The organism is Xanthomonas hyacinthi (assembly GCF_009769165.1).
GTDB lineage: Bacteria > Pseudomonadota > Gammaproteobacteria > Xanthomonadales > Xanthomonadaceae > Xanthomonas_A > Xanthomonas_A hyacinthi.
Window position 1 is genome coordinate 3,045,108 of sequence record NZ_CP043476.1, and the last position, 18,587, is coordinate 3,063,694.

Here is an 18,587-nt window from a genome sequence, read left to right on the forward strand (position 1 = left end):
CTTGACCATGGAAAGCCGTAGATGAGCGCCCAGCCCGGAACCCTGCATGTCGTCGCCACGCCGATCGGCAATCTCGCCGACCTGACGCCGCGCGCGCAGGAGGTGCTGCGCGCGGTCGCCGCGATCTGCGCCGAGGACACCCGCCGCAGCGGCCAGCTGCTGGCGCATTTCGGCATCGACAAGCCGCTGGTCGCGCTGCACGAACACAATGAGGACGCGCTGGCGCAGCGCATCGTCGCGCGCCTGCTCGGCGGCGATTCGCTGGCCCTGGTCAGCGACGCCGGCACCCCACTGGTCAGCGACCCCGGCTACCGGCTGGTGCGCGCCGCGCGCGAGGCCGGGGTGCGGGTCAGCCCGGTGCCCGGCGCCTGCGCGGCGATCGCCGCGCTCAGCGTGGCCGGCCTGCCCAGCGACCGTTTCAGCTTCGAGGGCTTCCTGCCGGCCAAGGCCTCCGGCCGCCGCGAGCGCCTGGCGCGCCTGGCCGGCGAGCCGCGCACCCTGGTGTTCTACGAATCGGCGCACCGCATCGTCGAGTCCCTGGCCGACTGCCGCGCCGCGTTCGGCGACGCGCGCCCGGCGGTGCTGGCGCGCGAGCTGACCAAGCTGTTCGAGACCGTGCTCGACGGCAGCCTGGCCGAACTGCAGGCGCAGGTGGAAGCCGACGACAACCAGCGCAAGGGCGAGTTCGTGCTGATCGTGCAGGGTGCCGGCGACGATGCCGACGCGCAGCTGGCCGAGGGCCGCCGCGTCTATGCCACGCTCAGCGCGCACCTGCCGCCGTCCACCGCCGCCAAGCTGGCCGCGGAGATCACCGGCGCGCCGCGCAAGGCGTTGTATGGGGGGTGAGGTGGCCGCATACCGAGCGCATGCCGGCCGACCTGCCGCGTGCGATCGCCAACCTGCGTTCCCAGGCAAATGCGCTATCAGGCGACGGCCGAGTATCGGAACCCTGCTTGCTCGGCTTCCCATCCCAGCATCGCCAACCCGATGCTTTTGGGGACGGGCTTCTCGCCGCTTCGGTAGTAGGCCAGCATGCGCCGGCTCACGCCCAATGCCGCGGCGGCCGAATCCAGCGTCAGGTCGTGGCGATGCATCCAGGCGATGATCTGCTGGTGTGAGTAGTCGCCTGCTTGCTCAATGGCGAGTGCCCGCAGGTTGTCACTGGCGAGCGCTAGGTCATCGTTGCCGTCGAAGATGACGCCACGTTTCCATTCATCGAGCGAGACCTTGTGGAAGACATGCGGCATCCGCGCCTTCTTCAAGGAAGGGTGCGAGGCCAGGACTTCGCTTAGATCGACCCTGCAAGTGAAGCCGTCGGCGAAGGTCAACGCAAGTTCGCCGATATCTACGGCCTTCACCTGGGTAATGACGAATTGAGGCTGGTTCATGGATTCAACTCCTGCCATCGGGTGACGAGGTCGGCCTTGTTCGCGGCGGCCCATTCGAGTGCCGCACTCAGCTCGCGTCGGCTTAGTCGGCCGGAGAGAACCGCAAGGGTTTCGATGACGATCAGGGCTTCTCGACCATCCTTGGTGCGGACGTGGAAATGTGGCGGAAGATGGTCGGCCGCATACATCGTGACGACGCTGTTGGCGAAACGGACGATTGTCGGCATGCGCCCAAAATAGTGCAATCATTGCATCGGCGCAAGGGTGAGGGCCTTGCTGTGCGCGTGGGTCAGCCTGAAAAGGTGTTTTTTCACAGCGAGGCTAAAGCCTCCAAACCCGGGAGCCGGCGCGGGAGTCTGGAGATTTGGAAAAAGTGGCGGAGCCGGCCGATAAGCCGGGTTCTGTCGTGGACAGTCATTCTTCTAGGCGCCGCGTCACCGCGGCGCTCGAGCAACCTACCCGGACCCGACGCGGGCAGCGCCATGAGGTCCCTATTTGGTCTTGCTCCAGGTGGGGTTTGCCGTACCGGTCCGTTACCGGACTCGCGGTGCGCTCTTACCGCACCATTTCACCCTTACCGGTCTGCTTGCGCAGACTTAGGCGGTATCTTTCTGTTGCACTGATCCGTCGGCTCGCGCCGCCCAGGCGTTACCTGGCACCTTGCCCTATGGAGCCCGGACTTTCCTCGGCATCCCGCTGCACCGAAATGCACCGGGATGACGCGACTGCCTGGCCGACTCCGCCATAGATATTGTCGCACGTGTGGTGCGGCTGCGCCGCGCGGGATCGGGTGCCCGGAAAGCGACGGGAGCGACACGCCTCGTTTTTGCTTTTGTTCCTACCGGATCCCTGCTCCCGGGATCCTGGTCCCGACGGGCGTTTCCAGCCGCGTCTCCCCCAGGAACACCCCATCGGGGCCGAAGCGGCGCTCGTGGATCCAGCCGCGTCCGGCGCCGTCCACCGCCACGATGGTGCTGGCGCGGGTGCCGTAGTCGTGGCCGCGAATGAAGGCCGGCGACAGGCGCCGCTCCAGCGCCAGGCCCACGCCGGTGTCCGGCAGCCGCGCGTCGGCGGCGATGGTCTCGTCGGCCAGCGCCCGCCATAGCGGGGACAGGTCCTCGTCGTCGGCAGCGATCCAGCCCGCCAGGACCTCGCACAGGCGTACCGTTTTCGGCCAGGGCGCATCCAGCGCGCCGTTGGACATGCCGTGGATGCCGGGCGCCAGGCGCTGCCGGGCAGGCGGATGGTTGCCCAGGTATTCCGCGCCGTCGGCGTCGGCCAGCAGCAGGTTGAACGGCGGATAGGCGTCGGCGCGCAGCGCCAGCGCGTCGGCGAAGGCGGCCGCCGACGCGGCGCCGGCCAGGTAGTCGGCGACCAGCGCGCCGCGCGAGGCGCCGGACATCGACGCCAGCGGGTCGCGCACGTTGGTGACCACGCTGCAGCGGCCGGCGGCGTCCAGGCCGACCCAACTGCCGCCGGAGCGCAGGTCGCGCCCGGCCAGCACGCGCTGCGCCGGCGCCGCCCAGCGCTGCAGCGGCGCGGTCGGGCGGGCGTGGAATTCGTCGCGGTTGCCGGCCAGCAGCAGGCGCCAGCGCGGGTGCGATTCGAGGGCGAGGGCGACCAGGCACATAGGCGGCGAATTGTGCGGCTTTGCGCAGGGCCGTGCGCGGTGGCCGGTGGCGGACGCGGCAGCTGGCCGCTGTCTTAACGCCTGGTGCACAGGGCTGAATTTCCGCTCAATCTCAAAATATGAGACGAAACAGCAACTTGTGGATAAGCTTTGAACAAGTCTCTAAGGAATGGCGCAAGCCATTGATGTGGCTAGCGATTTATCGCTCGCAAAGGTGTTGACAACCTTTCGGGCGCTGCTAAGGTGGGCACTCGAGGGAAAACCGGGTTTTTTGTGGTTTTTCGTGGTTCAATGACCGTCCAGGCGGATTTGAAAAGGTGTAGGCGTCGTGTTTCAGGGCGAGACCGCAATCACAGTGGACGACAAGGGGCGTATGGCGGTTCCCACCGCGTACCGCGACCTCGTCGTGCGTGCGAGCGGCAATCGGCTGGTGCTGACCTACAACCCGTTCGAGGCCGGATGCCTGTGGCTGTACGCGGAAAAGGAATGGGAGCGGGTCCGTGACGACGTCATGGCCAAGCCCAACACCCAGCGCGTGGTGCGGGTGCTGCAGCAGAAGCTGGTGGGTTCCTCGGCCGCGCTGGAGCTGGACGCCAACAGCCGCATCACCATTCCGCCGAGCCATCGCGCCGCGGTGGGCATTGAAAAGCGCGCCGTGCTGTTGGGCATGGGCGACAAGTTCGAACTATGGAGCGAGCAGGCTCATCGCGCACTGATCCAGCAGACATTGTCTGATGAGGATCTGGGCGATGGATTGCTCGATCTGAAGTTGTGAGCCGGGGTGTCCGGATGCGCGGACAGGCGCAGGCCGGTCACCTTCCGGTGTCGCAACCGCCGGCGGCGCATGTGCCGGTGTTGTTCGCGCAGGTCATGGACGGGCTGCAGGTGATCGAAGACGGAATCTATCTGGATGGCACGTTCGGGCGTGGCGGACACGCGCGCGGGGTGCTGCACGAACTCGGCCCGGGAGGCCGGCTGCTGTTGATGGACAAGGATCCCGAGGCGATCGCCGAAGCCGAACATGCGTTCGGTGGCGACGCGCGCGTGCGCATCCGTCGCGGCAGCTTCGCCGAACTCGGGCAATGGGACGCCGCCGCCGGCCTGGACGGGGTGCTGTTCGACCTGGGCGTGTCCTCGCCGCAGCTGGACGTGGCCGAACGTGGTTTCTCGTTCGGCAAGGACGGCCCGCTGGACATGCGCATGGACCCGGACGCCGGCGAGAGCGCCGCGCAGTGGCTGGCGCGCGCCGACGAGCGCGCCATCGCCGAGGTGCTGTGGACCTACGGCGACGAACGCCAGAGCCGGCGCATCGCCCGCGCGATCGTGGCGCGCCGCGCCGAGCAGCCGCTGACCCGCACCGCGCAGCTGGCCGAGCTGATCGCCAGCGTGATGCCGCGCGGCGACAGCAAGACCCACCCGGCCACGCGCAGCTTCCAGGCGATCCGCATCCACATCAACCGCGAACTGGCCGACCTCGAAGCCGGGCTGGACGCGGCATTGGCCAGGCTCAAGCCCGGCGGCCGGCTGGCGGTGATCAGCTTCCACTCGCTGGAAGACCGCATCGTCAAGCAGTTCATGAACCGCCACGCCAAGGCCCCGCCGAGCAACCGCCGCCTGCCCGAGGCGCAGCCGTTCGTGCCGACGCTGCAGCTGCATGGCGGCGCGATCAAGGCCGACGCCGACGAACTGGCCGGCAACCCGCGTGCGCGCAGCGCGGTGCTGCGGGTGGCGGAAAAGCTGGGAATCGGGAATCGGGAATCGGGAATCGGTAGAAGCGAAAGCAAGAGCCCCATTTCCGGCGCGGAAGGTTCCAGCGCGCAGGCGACTTGCTCTTCCCCATTCCCCATTCCCCATTCCCCATTCCCGCCGACTCATGACGCGCTCCACAGGAGCGCGCCATGAGCCGGCTGCTGCTCATCGTGCTGCTCGCCTGCACCATTGCCTCGGCGATCGGGGTGGTGTACATGCGCCACCGCCATCGCCAGCTGTTCGTCGAGCTGTCGCGGCTGGAGCACAACCGCGACGAGCTGAACATCGAATTCGGCCGGCTGCAGCTGGAGCAGGCGACCTGGGCCGAAAGCAATCGCGTCGACCAGGTCGCGCGCGAGCGGCTGGGCATGAAGTTCCCGGAAACCGGCGACATCGTGGTGGTGCGGCCATGAGCAAGACCGGCCGCAACCGCCCGCGCAGCAACTTCAATCTCCGTGGCCGGCTGGTGCTGGTCGGTGCGGCGCTGAGCCTGTGCTCGGTCACCCTGATCGGCCGCGCCGCCTACGTGCAGATCATCAATAGCGATTTCTACCAGCGCCAGGGCGAGGCGCGCTACCTGCGCGAGCTGCCGATCGCGACCTCGCGCGGCATGATCACCGACCGCAACGGCGAGCCGCTGGCGGTGTCCACGCCGGTGGAGTCGATCTGGGTCAATCCGCAGGAACTGCTGCGCAATCCCGACCGCATTCCGCAATTGGCGCAGGCGCTGGAACTGCCCAGCGACGAACTGGCCGCCAAGCTGTCGCAGAAGGTGGACAAGGAGTTCATGTACCTCAAGCGCCGGATCAATCCGGACAAGGCGCATGCGGTGGTCGCGCTGGGCATCCCGGGCGTGTTCTCGCAGCGCGAGTTCCGCCGCTTCTACCCGCAGGGCGAAGCGATGGCGCACGTGCTCGGCTTCACCAACATCGACGACCGCGGCCAGGAAGGGCTGGAGCTGGCGTTCGACGAATGGCTGCGCGGCAAGCCCGGCTCCAAGCGCGTGATCCGCGACCGCAAGGGCGCGATCGTGGAGAGCATCGACCTGGTCAAGCCGGCCGAGCCGGGCAAGGACCTGACCCTCAGCATCGATCGCCGCATCCAGTTCCTGGCCTACAAGGAACTGCGCAACGCGCTGGTGGAAAACAACGCCGCCGGTGGTTCGATCGTGGTGATGGACGTGGCCACCGGCGAGATCATGGCCATGGTCAACCTGCCGACCTACAACCCGAACTCGGTCACCGGGGTCAATTCCGATGCGCGCCGCAACCGCGCGGTCACCGACCTGGTCGAGCCGGGTTCGACGATGAAGCCGCTGACCATCTCCACCGCGCTCAAGGCCGGGGTGGTGACCAAGGACACGCTGATCGACACCAACCCGGGCTACATGGCGATCGGCCGCTTCACCATCAAGGATGTGCCGCGCAACAACGGCGTGCTGACCGTGACCGGCGTGATCACCCGCAGCTCCAACATCGGCGCGGCCAAGATCGCGGCCAAGCTGCCGGACCAGACCTTCTACGACCAGATCCACAGCTACGGCTACGGCAGCGCCCCGCACAGCGGCTTCCCCGGCGAATCGGCCGGCGTGCTGCCGTCGCCGGGACGCTGGAGCGGGTCGTCCAAGACCACCATGTCCTACGGCTACGGCCTGTCGGTGACGCCGCTGCAGATCGCGCGCGCGTACTGCGCGCTCGGCAACGGCGGCAAGCTGGTCACGCCGACCTTCGTCAAGGGCCAGCACGAGGACACCAAGGACGTGCTGAGCCCGGCGATCGCCAAGGAAGTGGTGTCGATGATGGAAACCGTGGTGACCCAGGGCGGCGCCAAGGGCGCGGCGATCCTCGGCTACCACGTCGCCGGCAAGACCGGCACCGCGCGCCTGAACGGTCCTGGTGGCTATATCCACGGCCACTACAACGCGCTGTTCGCCGGCCTGGTGCCGGCGAGCAATCCGCGCTTCGCCACGGTCATTGTGATCAACGATCCGCAGGGCGCCAAGTATTACGGCGGCCTGGTCTCGGCGCCGGTGTTCCACAACGTGATGGAAGGCGCGCTGCGGCTGATGGACGTGCCGCCGGACGACATCCAGGCGTGGCTGGCGGCGCAGGCCGCCGGCAAGAGCGGCCATGCGCCGCCGCCGGTGGCGGTGGAACCGGATCCGGCCGTGGTGCCCGACGCCGCCGCCGAGGTCGAGGCCGCGCTGCCGAGCGCGCGCGCCGTCGCGCCGCCGCCGCCGGCCGCGCAACCGGTGCCGTTGCAGGAGACCCGCCAGTGAGCCGCGCACTGCCGCTGTCGCAGCTGCTGCCGGATCTGGCGCTGGCGCGCGACGTGCAGGTGTCCGGGCTGGTCATGGACAGCCGCGCGGTGCATGCCGGCGATGCGTTCGTGGCGATCGCCGGGTTCGGCGCGCACGGGCTGGGCTTCGTCGAGCAGGCGCGCGCCAATGGCGCGGCGGCGATCCTGTTCGAACCGCCGGCCCCGGCCGAACTGCCGGTCCCGGCCGAGGCGATCGCGGTGCCGGGCCTGCGCGCGCGCATGGGCGCGATGGCCGACCAGTTCCATGGCCATCCGTCGCAGACGATGACCATGGTCGGGGTCACCGGCACCAACGGCAAGACCTCCACCGTGCAGTTGCTGGCGCAGGCCTGGCAGTGCCTGGGCACGCGCAGCGGCAGCATCGGCACGCTCGGCGTGGGCCTGTACGGCGACGTGGTGCCGACCGGCTTCACCACCCCGCTGGTGCTGCAGACGCACGCGCTGCTGGCGCAGCTGCGCGACGCCGGCGCGCAGGCGGTGGCGATGGAGGTGAGTTCGCACGCGCTGGACCAGGGCCGCGTGGCGGCGGTGCACTTCGACGTGGCGGTGTTCACCAATCTCACCCGCGACCATCTGGACTACCACGGCGACATGGCCGGCTACGGCGCGGCCAAGGCGCGCCTGTTCGCCACGCCGGGGCTGAAGGCCGCAGTCGTCAACCTCGACGACGCGTTCGGCCGCGAGCTGCTGGCCACGCTGGACCCGGCGCTGCGCCGCATCGGCGTCAGCTCGCGCGGCCAGGCCGGCGCCACGCTGCGCGCCGAGGCGCTGCGCCTGGACGCGCGCGGCATCGGTTTCGACCTGCTGATCGGCGATGCGCGCCATCCGGTGCAGTCGGCGTTGCTCGGCCGTTTCAACGTGGACAACCTGCTGGCGGTGGCCGGCGCGCTGCACGCGCTGGACGTGGCGCCGGCGCGCATCGCCGCGACGCTGGCGCAGCTGCAGCCGATCCGCGGACGCATGAACCGCCTCGGCGGCAGCGACGCGCAGCCGCTGCTGGTGATCGACTACGCGCACACCCCGGACGCGCTGGAGCAGGCGCTGGACAGCCTGCGCGGCCACGCCCACGGCCGCCTGCTGTGCGTGTTCGGCTGCGGCGGCGAGCGCGACACCGGCAAGCGTCCGCAGATGGCGGCGATCGCGCAGCGCCTGGCCGATGCGGTGATCGTCACCGACGACAATCCGCGCGGCGAGGACGGCGACCGCATCGTCGCCGACATCCTGGCCGGGTTCACCGACCTGCACGCGGTGCGCGTGCAGCGCGACCGCGCGCAGGCCATCGCCCTGGCCGTGGCCGAAGCCGGCCCCGACGACATCGTGCTGATCGCCGGCAAGGGCCACGAGCCGTACCAGGAGATCGCCGGCATCCAGCATCCGTTCGACGACACCGAGGTCGCCGCGCAGGCGCTGCAGGCGCGCGCCGCGCAGGCTGCCCGCGCCCAGACCGGGGAGGGCGCACGATGAAGCGCCTGCCGCTGTCGATGATCGCGCACTGGGCCGGCGCCGAGCTGCACGGCGACGATGTGGCGATCGACGCGATCGCCCACGACACGCGCACGCTGGCGCCGGGCAGCCTGTACGTGGCGCTGCACGGCGAGCGCTTCGACGGCCACGACTTCGCCGCCGACGCCGCCGCGCGCGGCGCCAGCGCGCTGCTGGTGGAACTGCTGCAGCCGCAGAGCGAACTGCCGCAGATCCTGGTCGCCGACACCCAGCTGGCGCTGGCGCGGATCGCCGCCGGCATGCAGCGCGGCCGCGCCACGCGGGTGGCGGCGATCACCGGCAGCAACGGCAAGACCAGCGTCAAGGCGCTGCTGCTGGCGATCCTGCAGCACGCCTGCCGGGTGAACGGCGGCAGCGTCCACGCCAACCCCGGCAACCGCAACAACGAGATCGGCCTGCCGCTGGCGGTGATCGAAGCGCCGGACGCGGCCGACTACGCGATCTACGAGATGGGCGCCGGCAAGCCGGGCGACATCGCCTACCTGACCGACATCGTCGCCCCGCATGCGGCGCTGGTGAACAACATCGCCGCGGCGCACCTGGAACGCATGGGCAGCCTGCTCGGCGTGGCGCAGACCAAGGGCGCGATCTACGCCGCGCTGCCGGCCGACGGCACCGCGGTAATCAATGCCGACGACGCGTTCGGGCTGTGGTTCGAGCAGCGCCTGCCGGCGCCGCTGACCCCGCGCGTGCTGCGCTTCGGCCTGCAGGCCAGTGCCGAGGTGACCGCCACGCAGTTGCGCCTGCGCCCGGACCGCTCGCAGTTCGTGCTGGTCACCCCGCACGGCGAGGTCGAGACCACGCTGCCGCTGCCGGGCCGGCACAACCTGATGAACGCACTGGCCGCCGCCTCGCTGGCGCTGGCGCTGGACATCGCGCCGGCGCTGATCGCCGCGGGCCTGGCGCAGGTGCAGCCGGTGCCGGGCCGGCAGATCGCGCACACGCTGCCCGGCGGCGCGGTGCTGATCGACGACAGCTACAACGCCAACCCCGGTTCGCTGGCCGCGGCGATCGACGCGCTGGCCGCGGCCGGCGGCGAGCGCTGGCTGGTGCTGGGCGACATGCGCGAGCTCGGCGACGGTGCCGAGGCGCTGCACGCCAGCGGCGGCCGCCGCGCCCGCGACGCCGGCCTGACCCGGCTATACGCGCTGGGTCCGCTCAGCGCCGTCGCCGCGCAGGCATTCGGCGAGAACGGACGCGTGTTCGACAGCCATGCGGCGTTGATTGCGGCGTTGCGTGCCGACCTCCGCGCGGCCGGGACTCGGGACGCGGGACGCGGGACTCGGGAACAGCGGGATCAAGAGCGGGAACCAAAGCAAATGTATGAGAACACCGGCGCGGCAGCAGATGGCGTTGCGCCTTTACGAGTCCCGACTCCCGATTTCCGAGTCCTGGCTCCTCCCACCATCCTGGTCAAAGGTTCGCGCGGCAGCGCCATGGACAAGATCGTCAGCGCGCTGCTGGCGCAGGGAGAGGAGGCGCCGCATGCTGCTTGAACTGTCCCGCTGGCTGCAGCAGCTGGAGAGCCTGTTCGGGCTGTTCGGCTACCTCACCTTCCGCGGCATCCTCGCGGCGCTGACCTCGCTGTTCCTGTCGCTGTGGCTGGGCCCGGCGGTGATCCGCAAGCTGGCGCAGTTCAAGGGCGGCCAGCCGATCCGCCAGGACGGCCCGCAGAGCCATTTCTCCAAGGCCGGCACGCCGACCATGGGCGGCTCGATGATCCTGCTGACCGTGCTGCTGTCGGTGCTGCTGTGGGGCGACCTGCGCAACCGCTACGTGTGGCTGGTGCTGGCGGTGATGCTGGCGTTCGGCGTGATCGGCTGGTACGACGACTGGATCAAGATCGTGCGCCGCGACCCGAACGGGCTGAAGTCGCGCTGGAAGTACCTGCTGCAGTCGATCTGCGGCCTGGCCGCCGGCCTGTTCCTGTACTACAGCGCCGACGTGCCGGCCGCGATCACCTTCTACATCCCGATGTTCAAGTCGATCGCGCTGCCGCTGGCCGGGATCAGCTTCGTCGCCATCGCCTACTTCTGGATCGTCGGCTTCTCCAACGCGGTCAACCTGACCGACGGCCTGGACGGGCTGGCGATCATGCCCACGGTGCTGGTGGCCTGCGCGCTGGGCGTGTTCGCCTACGCCTCGGGCAACGCGGTGTTCTCGGCCTATCTGAAAATTCCCTCGATCCCCGGCGCTGGCGAGTTGATCATCATCTGCGCGGCGATCGCCGGCGCGGGCCTGGGCTTTTTGTGGTTCAACACCTACCCGGCGATGGTGTTCATGGGCGACATCGGCGCGCTGGCGCTGGGTGCGGTGCTCGGCACCATCGCGGTGATCGTGCGCCAGGAACTGGTGCTGGTGATCATGGGCGGCGTGTTCGTGATCGAGACGCTGTCGGTGATGATCCAGGTCGCCTCGTTCAAGCTCACCGGCAAGCGCGTGTTCCGCATGGCGCCGATCCACCACCACTTCGAGCTGAAGGGCTGGCCCGAGCCGCGGGTGATCGTACGCTTCTGGATCATCTCGGTGGTGCTGGTGCTGGTCGGCCTGGCCACGTTGAAGGTGCGCTGATGAACGACACCGCACACCAGGCGACCCGACTCGAGGCCATCGGCGGCCGCTACGACCCGTGGCTGCTCGGCGCCGTGGTGGCGCTGGCCTCGCTGGGCGTGGTGATGGTCGGTTCCAGCTCGATCGAGCTGACCGTCAGCCCGTTCTACTACCTGACCCGGCACCTGCTGTTCCTGGCCGGCGGCATCGGCCTGGCGATCTGGACGATGCGCACCGAGCTGAAGAACATCGAGCAGTACAACCAGCTGTTGCTGCTGGCCTGCTTCGGCCTGCTGATCGTGGTGTTCGTGCCCGGGCTGGGCAGCAGCGTCAACGGCGCGCGGCGCTGGATCAACCTGGGCATCTCCAAGTTCCAGACCGTGGAAGCGGTCAAGGTGCTGTACATCGTGTGGCTGTCCAGCTATCTGGTGCGCTTCCGCGACGAGGTCAACGCGACCTGGCCGGCGATGCTCAAGCCGCTGGGCGTGGCGGTGGCGCTGGTCGGCCTGCTGCTGTTGCAGCCGGACTTCGGTTCCTCCACGCTGCTGCTGGCGATCACCGCCGGCATGCTGGTGCTGGGCGGGGTCAACCTGCCGCGCATGTCGATGCCGATCGTGATCGGCCTGCCGGTGTTCGCCTTCATCGCGATCCTGGAACCCTACCGCCTGCGCCGCATCACCTCGTTCCTGGACCCGTGGGCCGACCAGCTCGGCTCCGGCTACCAGCTGTCCAACGCGCTGATGGCGGTGGGCCGCGGCGAACTGTTCGGGGTCGGCCTGGGCGGCTCGGTGCAGAAGCTCAATTACCTGCCGGAAGCGCACACCGATTTCATCTTCTCGGTGATCGCCGAGGAGCTGGGCTTCACCGGCGTGTGCCTGATCATCGCGCTGTACGCGCTGCTGGTCGGGCGCGCGTTCTGGCTGGGCATGCGCTGCGTGGAAATGAAGCGCCACTTCTCCGGCTACATCGCCTTCGGCATCGGCCTGTGGATCAGCCTGCAGAGCTTCGTCTCGGTCGGCGTCAACCTGGGCATCCTGCCGACCAAGGGCCTGACCCTGCCGCTGATTTCCGCCGGCGGTTCCAGCGTGCTGATGACCTGCGTGGCGATGGGTCTGCTGCTGCGCGTGTCCTACGAACTCGACCGTGCCGAGCGCCAGGTGGCGCGGGTGCGCAGCGACGCCGCGCCGGTCAGGCAGACCGTGGACAGCGCCGAGGACCTGCAGGCCGCGCGCGAGGCCAGCGCCAGCGCGGTGGCCGCGGCGATCCAGGCCGGCACCCCGGCGCGCGGCACCAGCCGCATGCAGCCGCGGGTCGAGCCGACCTTCGGGAGGCTGGGATGAGTGTGTATGCGAATCCCTCGCAAAAGCCCGCACATCCATGTGCGGGGACCGAACAAGGCGAAAGCCGCCCGGTGATGATCCTGGCCGGTGGCACCGGCGGGCACATCTTCCCGGCGCTGGCGGTGGCCAAGGTGCTGCGCGCGCGCGGCGTGCCGGTGGTCTGGCTGGGCGCGGCCGGGCGCATGGAAACGCAACTGGTGCCGCAGCATGGCATCGAGATCGACACCATCGAGATCGGCGGCCTGCGCGGCAAGGGCGCATTGGCACTGTTCGGCGCGCCGCTGCGGGTCATGCGCGCGATCCGCGCCGCCGGCTTCGTGCTGCGCCGGCGTATGCCGCGCGCGGTGGTCAGCTTCGGCGGCTTCGCCGCCGGCCCCGGCGGCATCGCCGCGCGCCTGATGAAACTGCCGCTGCTGGTGCACGAACAGAACCGCGCGCCGGGCCTGACCAACAAGGTGCTGTCGCGCGTGGCACGGCGCGTGCTGACCGGGTTCCCGGGCAGCTTCGCCGCACGCGAGGAAGCGGTGGGCAATCCGGTGCGCGCCGAGATCGCCGCGCTGGCGCCGCCGGCGCAGCGCTTGGCCGCGCGCGACGGCGCGGTGCGCCTGCTGGTGCTCGGCGGCAGCCAGGGCGCGCGCGCGCTGAACCAGGCGCTGCCGCGCGCGCTGGCCGCGCTCGGCGCGCAGGTCGAAGTGCGCCACCAGTGCGGCGAGAAACTGCGCGACGAAGCGGCCCAGGCCTATGCCGAGGCCGGCGTCGCCGCCAGCGTCGAAGCCTTCATCGGCGACATGGCCGCCGCCTATGCCTGGGCCGACCTGATCGTGTGCCGCGCCGGTGCCTCGACCCTGGCCGAACTGTGCGCGGTCGGCATCGGCAGCGTGCTGGTGCCGTTCGCCGCCGCGGTCGACGACCACCAGACCCGCAACGCCGAATACCTGGTCGAGCGCGGCGCCGCCGTGCTGCTGAAGCAGGACGCCGCGCTGGCGACCAATCTGCAGGGCGTGCTGCGCGACCTGCTCGGCAACCCCGCGCGGCGTCTGTCCATGGCCGAGGCCGCGCGCAGCCTGGCCAAGCCGGATGCGGCCGAGCGCATTGCCGACATCATTCTTGAAGAGGCTGGGAATGGGATGTCGGGAATGGGGAATGGGTACAAGCCAGATCAAAAGCAGGAACACACAGTGATGCACGCAGACACGAGCACACGGCAGGCACGAGCCGCCGTCGGCGCTTCGCTTTTCCCGATTCCCGATTCCCGATTCCCCATTCCCGCCTCCGCAGGAGGCAAACAATGATCCGCCGCCTCCACGACACCGGCGACCTGGTCCGCGCGTTTCCGCGCGTGCACTTCGTCGGCATCGGCGGCACCGGCATGAGCGGGATCGCCGAGGTCATGCTGACCCTGGGCTACGAGGTGTCCGGGTCGGACAACGCCGACAACGCGGCGACGCGGCGCCTGGTCACGCTCGGCGCGCGGGTGATGCGCGGGCACTCGGCGGCCAACGTGCTCGGCACCGACTGCGTGGTGGTGTCCAGCGCGATCCGCGACGACAACCCGGAACTGATGGAGGCGCGCAGCCAGCGCATCCCGATCATGCCGCGCGCGGCGATGCTGGCCGAGCTGATGCGCTTCCGCCGTGGCATCGCGGTGGCCGGCACGCATGGCAAGACCACCACCACCAGCCTGGCCGCGGCGGTGCTCAGCGAAGGCGGGCTGGACCCGACCTTCGTGATCGGCGGCCAGCTGCTCGCCGCCGGCGCCAACGCCAAGCTCGGCGGCGGCCAGTGGCTGGTCGCCGAGGCCGACGAGAGCGACGGCAGCTTCCTGCGCCTGAATCCGCTGATCTCGGTGATCACCAACATCGACGCCGATCATCTGGAGAACTACGGCAACGATTTCGCCCGAGTGCAGGCCGCGTTCGCCGAATTCCTGCAGCGCCTGCCGTTCTACGGCCTGGCCGTGCTGTGCATCGACGATCCGGAAGTGGCCGCGCTGGCCGCCAAGACCCCGCGCCACGTGATGAGCTACGGCCTCAGCGAGAACGCCGACGTGCGCGCCGAGGACGTGGTCCAGGACGGCTCGCGCATGCGCTTCACCCTGCGCCTGCCGGAAGGCAGCAGCACGCCGGTGACGCTGGCGCTGCCGGGCCGGCACAACGTGCTCAACGCGCTGGCCGCCGCGGCGATCGGCTGGCAGCTGGGCGTGGCGCCTGAGGCGATCGCCAGTGCGCTGCAGAGCTTCGCCGGCATCGGCCGCCGCTTCAACGACCTGGGCGAAGTGGTCACCGCTAGCGGCGCGCGCGTGCGCCTGGTCGACGACTACGGCCACCATCCGCGCGAACTGGCCGCGGTGTTCGCCGCCGCGCGCGGCGGCTGGCCGGACAAGCGCCTGGTGGTCGCGTTCCAGCCGCACCGCTACAGCCGCACCCGCGACCAGTTCGATGCCTTCGCCGCGGTGCTGTCGGAAGTGGACGCGTTGGTCCTGAGCGAGGTCTACCCGGCCGGCGAAGCGCCGATCCCCGGCGCCGACGCGCGCGCGCTGGCGCGCGCGATCCGTGCGCGCGGGCGCAGCGAGCCGGTGGTGGTCGGACAGATTTCCCAGCTCGCCGAGGTGCTGCCGGACGTGCTGCAGGACGGCGACCTGCTGTTGATGATGGGCGCCGGCGACATCGGCTACGTGGCCCAGCACATCGCCCGGGACGGCTTCGGCGGCGGAGCCAAGCCATGAGCGCGCCGAACTTCCCGCCGCCGCGGCACACCGACCCGGCCGTGTTCGGCCGCGTCGCGGTGCTGCTCGGCGGCACCTCCAGCGAACGTGAGGTATCGCTGGATTCGGGCCGCAACGTGCTCGAGGCGCTGCGCGCGCGCGGCGTCGATGCGGTCGCCGTGGACGGCATTGCGGCACTGGCGCAGGCGCTGGTGGACAAGCGCTTCGATCGCGTGTTCAACGTGCTGCACGGCCACAACGGCGGCGGCGAAGACGGCATCGTGCAGGGCCTGATGGACGCGTTCGGGGTGCCCTACACCGGCTCGTCGGTGCTCGGCTCGGCGCTGAGCATGGACAAGGTGCGGACCAAGCAGGTGTGGCTGGCGCTGGGCCTGCCGACCCCGCGCTACGTGCGCCTGGCGGCGACCGCGCAGGCGCCGGCGATCCGCGCCGCGGCCGAGCAACTGGGCCTGCCGGTGATCGTCAAGCCGGCCAACGAAGGCTCCAGCGTCGGCGTCACCCGCGTGTTCGAGCCGGCGCAGCTGGATGCGGCGGTGGCGCTGGCCGCGCGCTACGACGGCGAGCTGCTGATGGAGCAGATGATCGTCGGCGACGAATTGACCGTGGCCATCCTCGGCGACACCGCACTGCCGTCGATCCGCATCGTGCCCAAGGGCCAGTGGTACGACTACCACGCCAAGTACGTGGCCGAGGACACCCAGTACCTGTGCCCGGGCCTGGACGGCGAGGACGAGCGCGCCCTGGGCGAGCTCGCGCTGGACGCGTTCCGCGCCGCCGGCTGCCACGGCTGGGGCCGCGTCGACCTGATGCGCGACGGCGCCAGCGGCGATTTCGCGCTGCTGGAAGCCAACACCGCGCCGGGCATGACCAGCCACTCGCTGGTACCCAAGGCCGCACGCCAGGCCGGCATCGGCTTCGAAGAACTGGTGTGGCGCGTGCTGGAGCAGACGCTGTGAAGCTGGGAATCGGGAATCGGGAAAGGGGAATGGGGAAGAGCGGTGCGCTGTGCGCGCCGGCTTTCGCGTTGCCGATTCCCCTTTCCCGATTCCCCATTCCCGCGCACCGTGAGGTGCGCCGATGACCGCCATCCTGCGCATCCTCGCCTGGCTGCTGGCACTGGCGCTGGTCGCGCTGCCGGTGGTGGCGGTGCTCAACGGCTGGGTCGGCGCCGAGCGCTGGCCGCTGAGCCGGCTGCAGGTCAGCGGCGATTTCAAGCGCGTGCCGGCCGAGCAGTTGCGCCAGGTGCTGCTGCCGTATGCGCGCCGTGGCTTCTTCGCGGTGCGCCTGCAGGATGCGCAGAACGCGATCGAGCGCCTGCCGTGGGTGGAAAGCGCGCGGGTGCGCAAGCGCTGGCCGGACGTGCTGGAAGTGCGCGTCACCGAACACCGCCCGTTCGCGCGCTGGGGCAGCGATCGCATGCTGTCCGAGCAGGGCCGCATCTTCGCGCTGCCGCGCGAGCTGCGCGGCATGGCGCTGCCGCAGCTGGCCGGGCCGGACGCCAAGGCGCAGGACGTGGTCGCGCTGTACAACGAATCGCGCGCGCTGTTCGCGCCGGCCGGGCTGCAGGTCGACGGCGTGGCGATGGACGCGCGCGGCAGCTGGTCGCTGCAGCTGGGCGACGGCGTGCAGGTCGTGGTCGGCCGCGACGACGCCCGCGCCCGCCTGGCGCGCTTCGCCCGCGTGCTGCCGCAACTGGCCACCCCGGAGCAGGCGCCGATCGCGCGCGCCGACCTGCGCTACACCAATGGATTCACCGTGGAGCGGGGAATCGAGAATCGGGAACCGGGAATGGAGAAAAAGCCCACGGCTCCGACCCAGCACGCGCGCCATGCGGCATTGGCCGACCCTCCATCCCCGCGCATGAGCCCGCTCTTCCCCATTCCCCGTTCCCCCTTCTCTATTCCCGGCTCCAAGACATGAACCGCAAAGGCGACAAATCCCTCATCGTTGGACTGGACATCGGCACCTCCAAGGTCGTCGCGCTGGTCGGCGAGTATTCGCCCGGCAACCCGATCGAGGTGATCGGCATCGGTTCGCACGAATCGCGCGGGCTCAAGCGCGGCGTGGTGGTGGACATCGAATCCACCGTGCAGTCGATCCAGCGCGCGGTCGAGGAAGCGGAGCTGATGGCCGGCTGCGAGATCCGCTCGGTGTACGCGTCGATCTCCGGCAACCACGTGCAGTGCAAGAACTCGCCCGGGATCGTGCCGATCCGCGACGGCGAAGTGACCTGGAACGACCTGGACCGGGTGCTGGAAGCGGCCAAGGCGGTGGCGATCCCGGCCGACCAGCGCATCCTGCACGCGATCCCGCGCGAGTACGTGCTCGACGATTCGCAGGAAGGCATCCGCAATCCGGTCGGCATGACCGGCGTGCGCCTGGAGGTGCACGCGCACCTGGTGGTGTGCGCGCAGTCGGCCGCGGCCAACATCAGCAAGTGCGTGCAGCGCTGCGGGCTGCAGGTGGATGATCTGATCCTGTCCTCGCTGGCGTCCTCGGTGGCGGTGCTGACCGCCGACGAGCGCGAGCTGGGCGTGGTGCTGGTCGACATGGGCGCCGGCACCACCGACCTGGCGGTGTTCGTGCAGGGCGCGATCTGCCACACCGCCTCGCTGCCGATCGCCGGCGACCACGTCACCAACGACATCGCGCACATGCTGCGCACGCCCACCCCGGAAGCCGAGCAGATCAAGGTGCGCTACGCCTGCGCACTGGCGCAGCTGGCCACCGCCGAGGAAAGCATCCAGGTGCCGAGCGTCGGCGACCGCCCGCCGCGGCGCATGCCGCGCCATTCGCTGGCGCAGGCGGTGCAGGGCCGCTACGAGGAGATCTTCGAGATGGTGCAGGCCGAACTGCGCCGCTCCGGTTTCGAGGAGCTGGTGCGCGCCGGCATGGTGCTGACCGGCGGCGCCTCGAAGATGGAAGGCGTGGTCGAACTGGCCGAGGAAATGGTGCAGATGCCGGTGCGCGTGGGCATCCCGCAGCACGTCACCGGCCTGGGCGAAGTGGTCGGCAACCCGGTGCATGCCACCGGCGTGGGCCTGCTGCTGATGGGCAGCCAGATCGAACACCCACGGCGTCCGTCGCTGCCCACCGGGCGCGCCGGCAGCCTGTTCAAGAAATTGAAGAATTGGTATCGCGGCGAGTTTTGACGGCCGGGAATGGTGAATCGGGAATTGGGAATGGGTAAGAGCAAAAGCAAAAAAAGCGGTGCTGCGGTGGAGATAGGTGGAGAGCGGTGAGAGAGAGACGATAAGCAAGGTTAGCTTTTTAGTGATTCCGCTGAGGAGCGGGCACGGGATTGGAGATGCGCTATTGCGATTCCCCATTCCCGATTTCCCACTCCCAGCTTTCAAACAACAACACTCGCTGAAATGCGGGTG

Annotated in this window: 17 protein-coding genes and 1 other RNA gene; 14 read left to right on the forward strand and 4 right to left on the reverse strand. The window is 69.7% G+C overall.

Translation table 11 applies throughout. The features are described 5' to 3' along the window. The first annotated feature begins 21 nt into the window (after window positions 1–21). The gene (rsmI, locus tag FZ025_RS13350; RefSeq protein WP_046977344.1) at window positions 22–846 is read left to right on the forward strand and encodes a 16S rRNA (cytidine(1402)-2'-O)-methyltransferase; all 825 of its coding nucleotides are present in this window, start codon (window positions 22–24) and stop codon (window positions 844–846) included. Window positions 847–923: 77 nt separating this feature from the next. Here the strand turns inward: rsmI and FZ025_RS13355 are convergent, their stop codons facing one another. The 4 genes from FZ025_RS13355 to FZ025_RS13370 form a co-directional block, all read right to left on the reverse strand. Beyond that, entirely contained in the window at window positions 924–1,388 is a 465-nt protein-coding gene (locus FZ025_RS13355; protein WP_046977345.1) for a DUF2442 domain-containing protein, read from the reverse strand. Beyond that, complete coding sequence (locus FZ025_RS13360) at window positions 1,385–1,615, reverse strand: DUF4160 domain-containing protein (protein ID WP_046977346.1); 231 nt, start codon at window positions 1,613–1,615, stop codon at window positions 1,385–1,387. Before FZ025_RS13360 ends, FZ025_RS13355 begins: the two co-directional genes overlap by 4 nt. Before the next feature lie 147 nt (window positions 1,616–1,762). Beyond that, an RNA gene (gene rnpB, locus FZ025_RS13365) (RNase P RNA component class A) lies at window positions 1,763–2,129 on the reverse strand. 97 nt (window positions 2,130–2,226) lie between these two features. Further along, window positions 2,227–3,018, reverse strand: coding sequence for an NRDE family protein (locus tag FZ025_RS13370; protein ID WP_104558203.1), 792 nt, complete (start codon window positions 3,016–3,018; stop codon window positions 2,227–2,229). 373 nt (window positions 3,019–3,391) lie between these two features. On the opposite strand from FZ025_RS13370, the gene FZ025_RS13375 reads away from it, so the two are divergent. From FZ025_RS13375 to ftsA, 13 genes are all read left to right on the forward strand, one after another. Then, complete coding sequence (locus FZ025_RS13375; RefSeq protein ID WP_003466125.1) at window positions 3,392–3,793, forward strand: division/cell wall cluster transcriptional repressor MraZ; 402 nt, start codon at window positions 3,392–3,394, stop codon at window positions 3,791–3,793. A 14-nt stretch (window positions 3,794–3,807) separates the two neighbouring features. Beyond that, window positions 3,808–4,920, forward strand: a complete 1,113-nt coding sequence (rsmH, locus tag FZ025_RS13380; protein ID WP_104558205.1) for a 16S rRNA (cytosine(1402)-N(4))-methyltransferase RsmH — start codon at window positions 3,808–3,810, stop codon at window positions 4,918–4,920. After that, the gene (ftsL, locus tag FZ025_RS13385; RefSeq protein ID WP_009576670.1) at window positions 4,917–5,180 is read left to right on the forward strand and encodes a cell division protein FtsL; all 264 of its coding nucleotides are present in this window, start codon (window positions 4,917–4,919) and stop codon (window positions 5,178–5,180) included. The genes rsmH and ftsL overlap by 4 nt, the downstream gene beginning before the upstream one ends. Further along, window positions 5,177–7,045: a peptidoglycan D,D-transpeptidase FtsI family protein gene (locus tag FZ025_RS13390; RefSeq protein WP_104558207.1), complete on the forward strand. Its 1,869-nt coding sequence runs from the start codon at window positions 5,177–5,179 to the stop codon at window positions 7,043–7,045. Before ftsL ends, FZ025_RS13390 begins: the two co-directional genes overlap by 4 nt. Continuing rightward, window positions 7,042–8,550, forward strand: coding sequence for a UDP-N-acetylmuramoyl-L-alanyl-D-glutamate--2,6-diaminopimelate ligase (locus FZ025_RS13395; RefSeq protein ID WP_046979222.1), 1,509 nt, complete (start codon window positions 7,042–7,044; stop codon window positions 8,548–8,550). The genes FZ025_RS13390 and FZ025_RS13395 overlap by 4 nt, the downstream gene beginning before the upstream one ends. Continuing rightward, window positions 8,547–10,085, forward strand: a complete 1,539-nt coding sequence (locus FZ025_RS13400; protein WP_046979223.1) for a UDP-N-acetylmuramoyl-tripeptide--D-alanyl-D-alanine ligase — start codon at window positions 8,547–8,549, stop codon at window positions 10,083–10,085. The genes FZ025_RS13395 and FZ025_RS13400 overlap by 4 nt, the downstream gene beginning before the upstream one ends. Further along, window positions 10,075–11,160 (forward strand): phospho-N-acetylmuramoyl-pentapeptide-transferase, encoded by a 1,086-nt coding sequence (gene mraY / locus FZ025_RS13405; protein WP_046979224.1) that lies wholly within the window; start codon window positions 10,075–10,077, stop codon window positions 11,158–11,160. Before FZ025_RS13400 ends, mraY begins: the two co-directional genes overlap by 11 nt. Continuing rightward, window positions 11,160–12,479 carry a putative lipid II flippase FtsW gene (gene ftsW / locus FZ025_RS13410; RefSeq protein WP_046979225.1) on the forward strand — a complete coding sequence of 440 codons (1,320 nt, stop codon included), beginning with the start codon at window positions 11,160–11,162 and terminating at the stop codon, window positions 12,477–12,479. The genes mraY and ftsW overlap by 1 nt, the downstream gene beginning before the upstream one ends. Next, the gene (gene murG, locus FZ025_RS13415) at window positions 12,476–13,771 is read left to right on the forward strand and encodes an undecaprenyldiphospho-muramoylpentapeptide beta-N-acetylglucosaminyltransferase (RefSeq protein WP_046979226.1); all 1,296 of its coding nucleotides are present in this window, start codon (window positions 12,476–12,478) and stop codon (window positions 13,769–13,771) included. Before ftsW ends, murG begins: the two co-directional genes overlap by 4 nt. Beyond that, entirely contained in the window at window positions 13,768–15,204 is a 1,437-nt protein-coding gene (gene murC, locus FZ025_RS13420; RefSeq protein WP_046979227.1) for a UDP-N-acetylmuramate--L-alanine ligase, read from the forward strand. The genes murG and murC overlap by 4 nt, the downstream gene beginning before the upstream one ends. Further along, on the forward strand, window positions 15,201–16,160 hold the full coding sequence (locus FZ025_RS13425) for a D-alanine--D-alanine ligase (protein ID WP_046979228.1): 960 nt from the start codon (window positions 15,201–15,203) through the stop codon (window positions 16,158–16,160). Before murC ends, FZ025_RS13425 begins: the two co-directional genes overlap by 4 nt. Window positions 16,161–16,281: 121 nt before the next feature. Then, window positions 16,282–17,124: a cell division protein FtsQ/DivIB gene (locus tag FZ025_RS13430; protein WP_046979229.1), complete on the forward strand. Its 843-nt coding sequence runs from the start codon at window positions 16,282–16,284 to the stop codon at window positions 17,122–17,124. Then, window positions 17,121–18,356, forward strand: a complete 1,236-nt coding sequence (ftsA, locus tag FZ025_RS13435; protein ID WP_003465508.1) for a cell division protein FtsA — start codon at window positions 17,121–17,123, stop codon at window positions 18,354–18,356. The genes FZ025_RS13430 and ftsA overlap by 4 nt, the downstream gene beginning before the upstream one ends. Window positions 18,357–18,587: the final 231 nt, after the last annotated feature.

Coding starts and splice junctions, on each gene's coding strand:
- FZ025_RS13370 (WP_104558203.1), bottom strand. CDS start 3,018: ATGTGCCTGGTCGCCCTCGCCCTCGAATCGCACCCGCGCTGGCGCCTG.
- mraY (WP_046979224.1), top strand. CDS start 10,075: ATGCTGCTTGAACTGTCCCGCTGGCTGCAGCAGCTGGAGAGCCTGTTC.
- murG (WP_046979226.1), top strand. CDS start 12,476: ATGAGTGTGTATGCGAATCCCTCGCAAAAGCCCGCACATCCATGTGCG.
- ftsA (WP_003465508.1), top strand. CDS start 17,121: ATGAACCGCAAAGGCGACAAATCCCTCATCGTTGGACTGGACATCGGC.
- FZ025_RS13375 (WP_003466125.1), top strand. CDS start 3,392: ATGGCGGTTCCCACCGCGTACCGCGACCTCGTCGTGCGTGCGAGCGGC.
- ftsW (WP_046979225.1), top strand. CDS start 11,160: ATGAACGACACCGCACACCAGGCGACCCGACTCGAGGCCATCGGCGGC.
- ftsL (WP_009576670.1), top strand. CDS start 4,917: ATGAGCCGGCTGCTGCTCATCGTGCTGCTCGCCTGCACCATTGCCTCG.
- FZ025_RS13425 (WP_046979228.1), top strand. CDS start 15,201: ATGAGCGCGCCGAACTTCCCGCCGCCGCGGCACACCGACCCGGCCGTG.
- murC (WP_046979227.1), top strand. CDS start 13,768: ATGATCCGCCGCCTCCACGACACCGGCGACCTGGTCCGCGCGTTTCCG.
- FZ025_RS13430 (WP_046979229.1), top strand. CDS start 16,282: ATGACCGCCATCCTGCGCATCCTCGCCTGGCTGCTGGCACTGGCGCTG.
- rsmI (WP_046977344.1), top strand. CDS start 22: ATGAGCGCCCAGCCCGGAACCCTGCATGTCGTCGCCACGCCGATCGGC.
- rsmH (WP_104558205.1), top strand. CDS start 3,808: ATGCGCGGACAGGCGCAGGCCGGTCACCTTCCGGTGTCGCAACCGCCG.
- FZ025_RS13360 (WP_046977346.1), bottom strand. CDS start 1,615: ATGCCGACAATCGTCCGTTTCGCCAACAGCGTCGTCACGATGTATGCG.
- FZ025_RS13390 (WP_104558207.1), top strand. CDS start 5,177: ATGAGCAAGACCGGCCGCAACCGCCCGCGCAGCAACTTCAATCTCCGT.
- FZ025_RS13400 (WP_046979223.1), top strand. CDS start 8,547: ATGAAGCGCCTGCCGCTGTCGATGATCGCGCACTGGGCCGGCGCCGAG.
- FZ025_RS13355 (WP_046977345.1), bottom strand. CDS start 1,388: ATGAACCAGCCTCAATTCGTCATTACCCAGGTGAAGGCCGTAGATATC.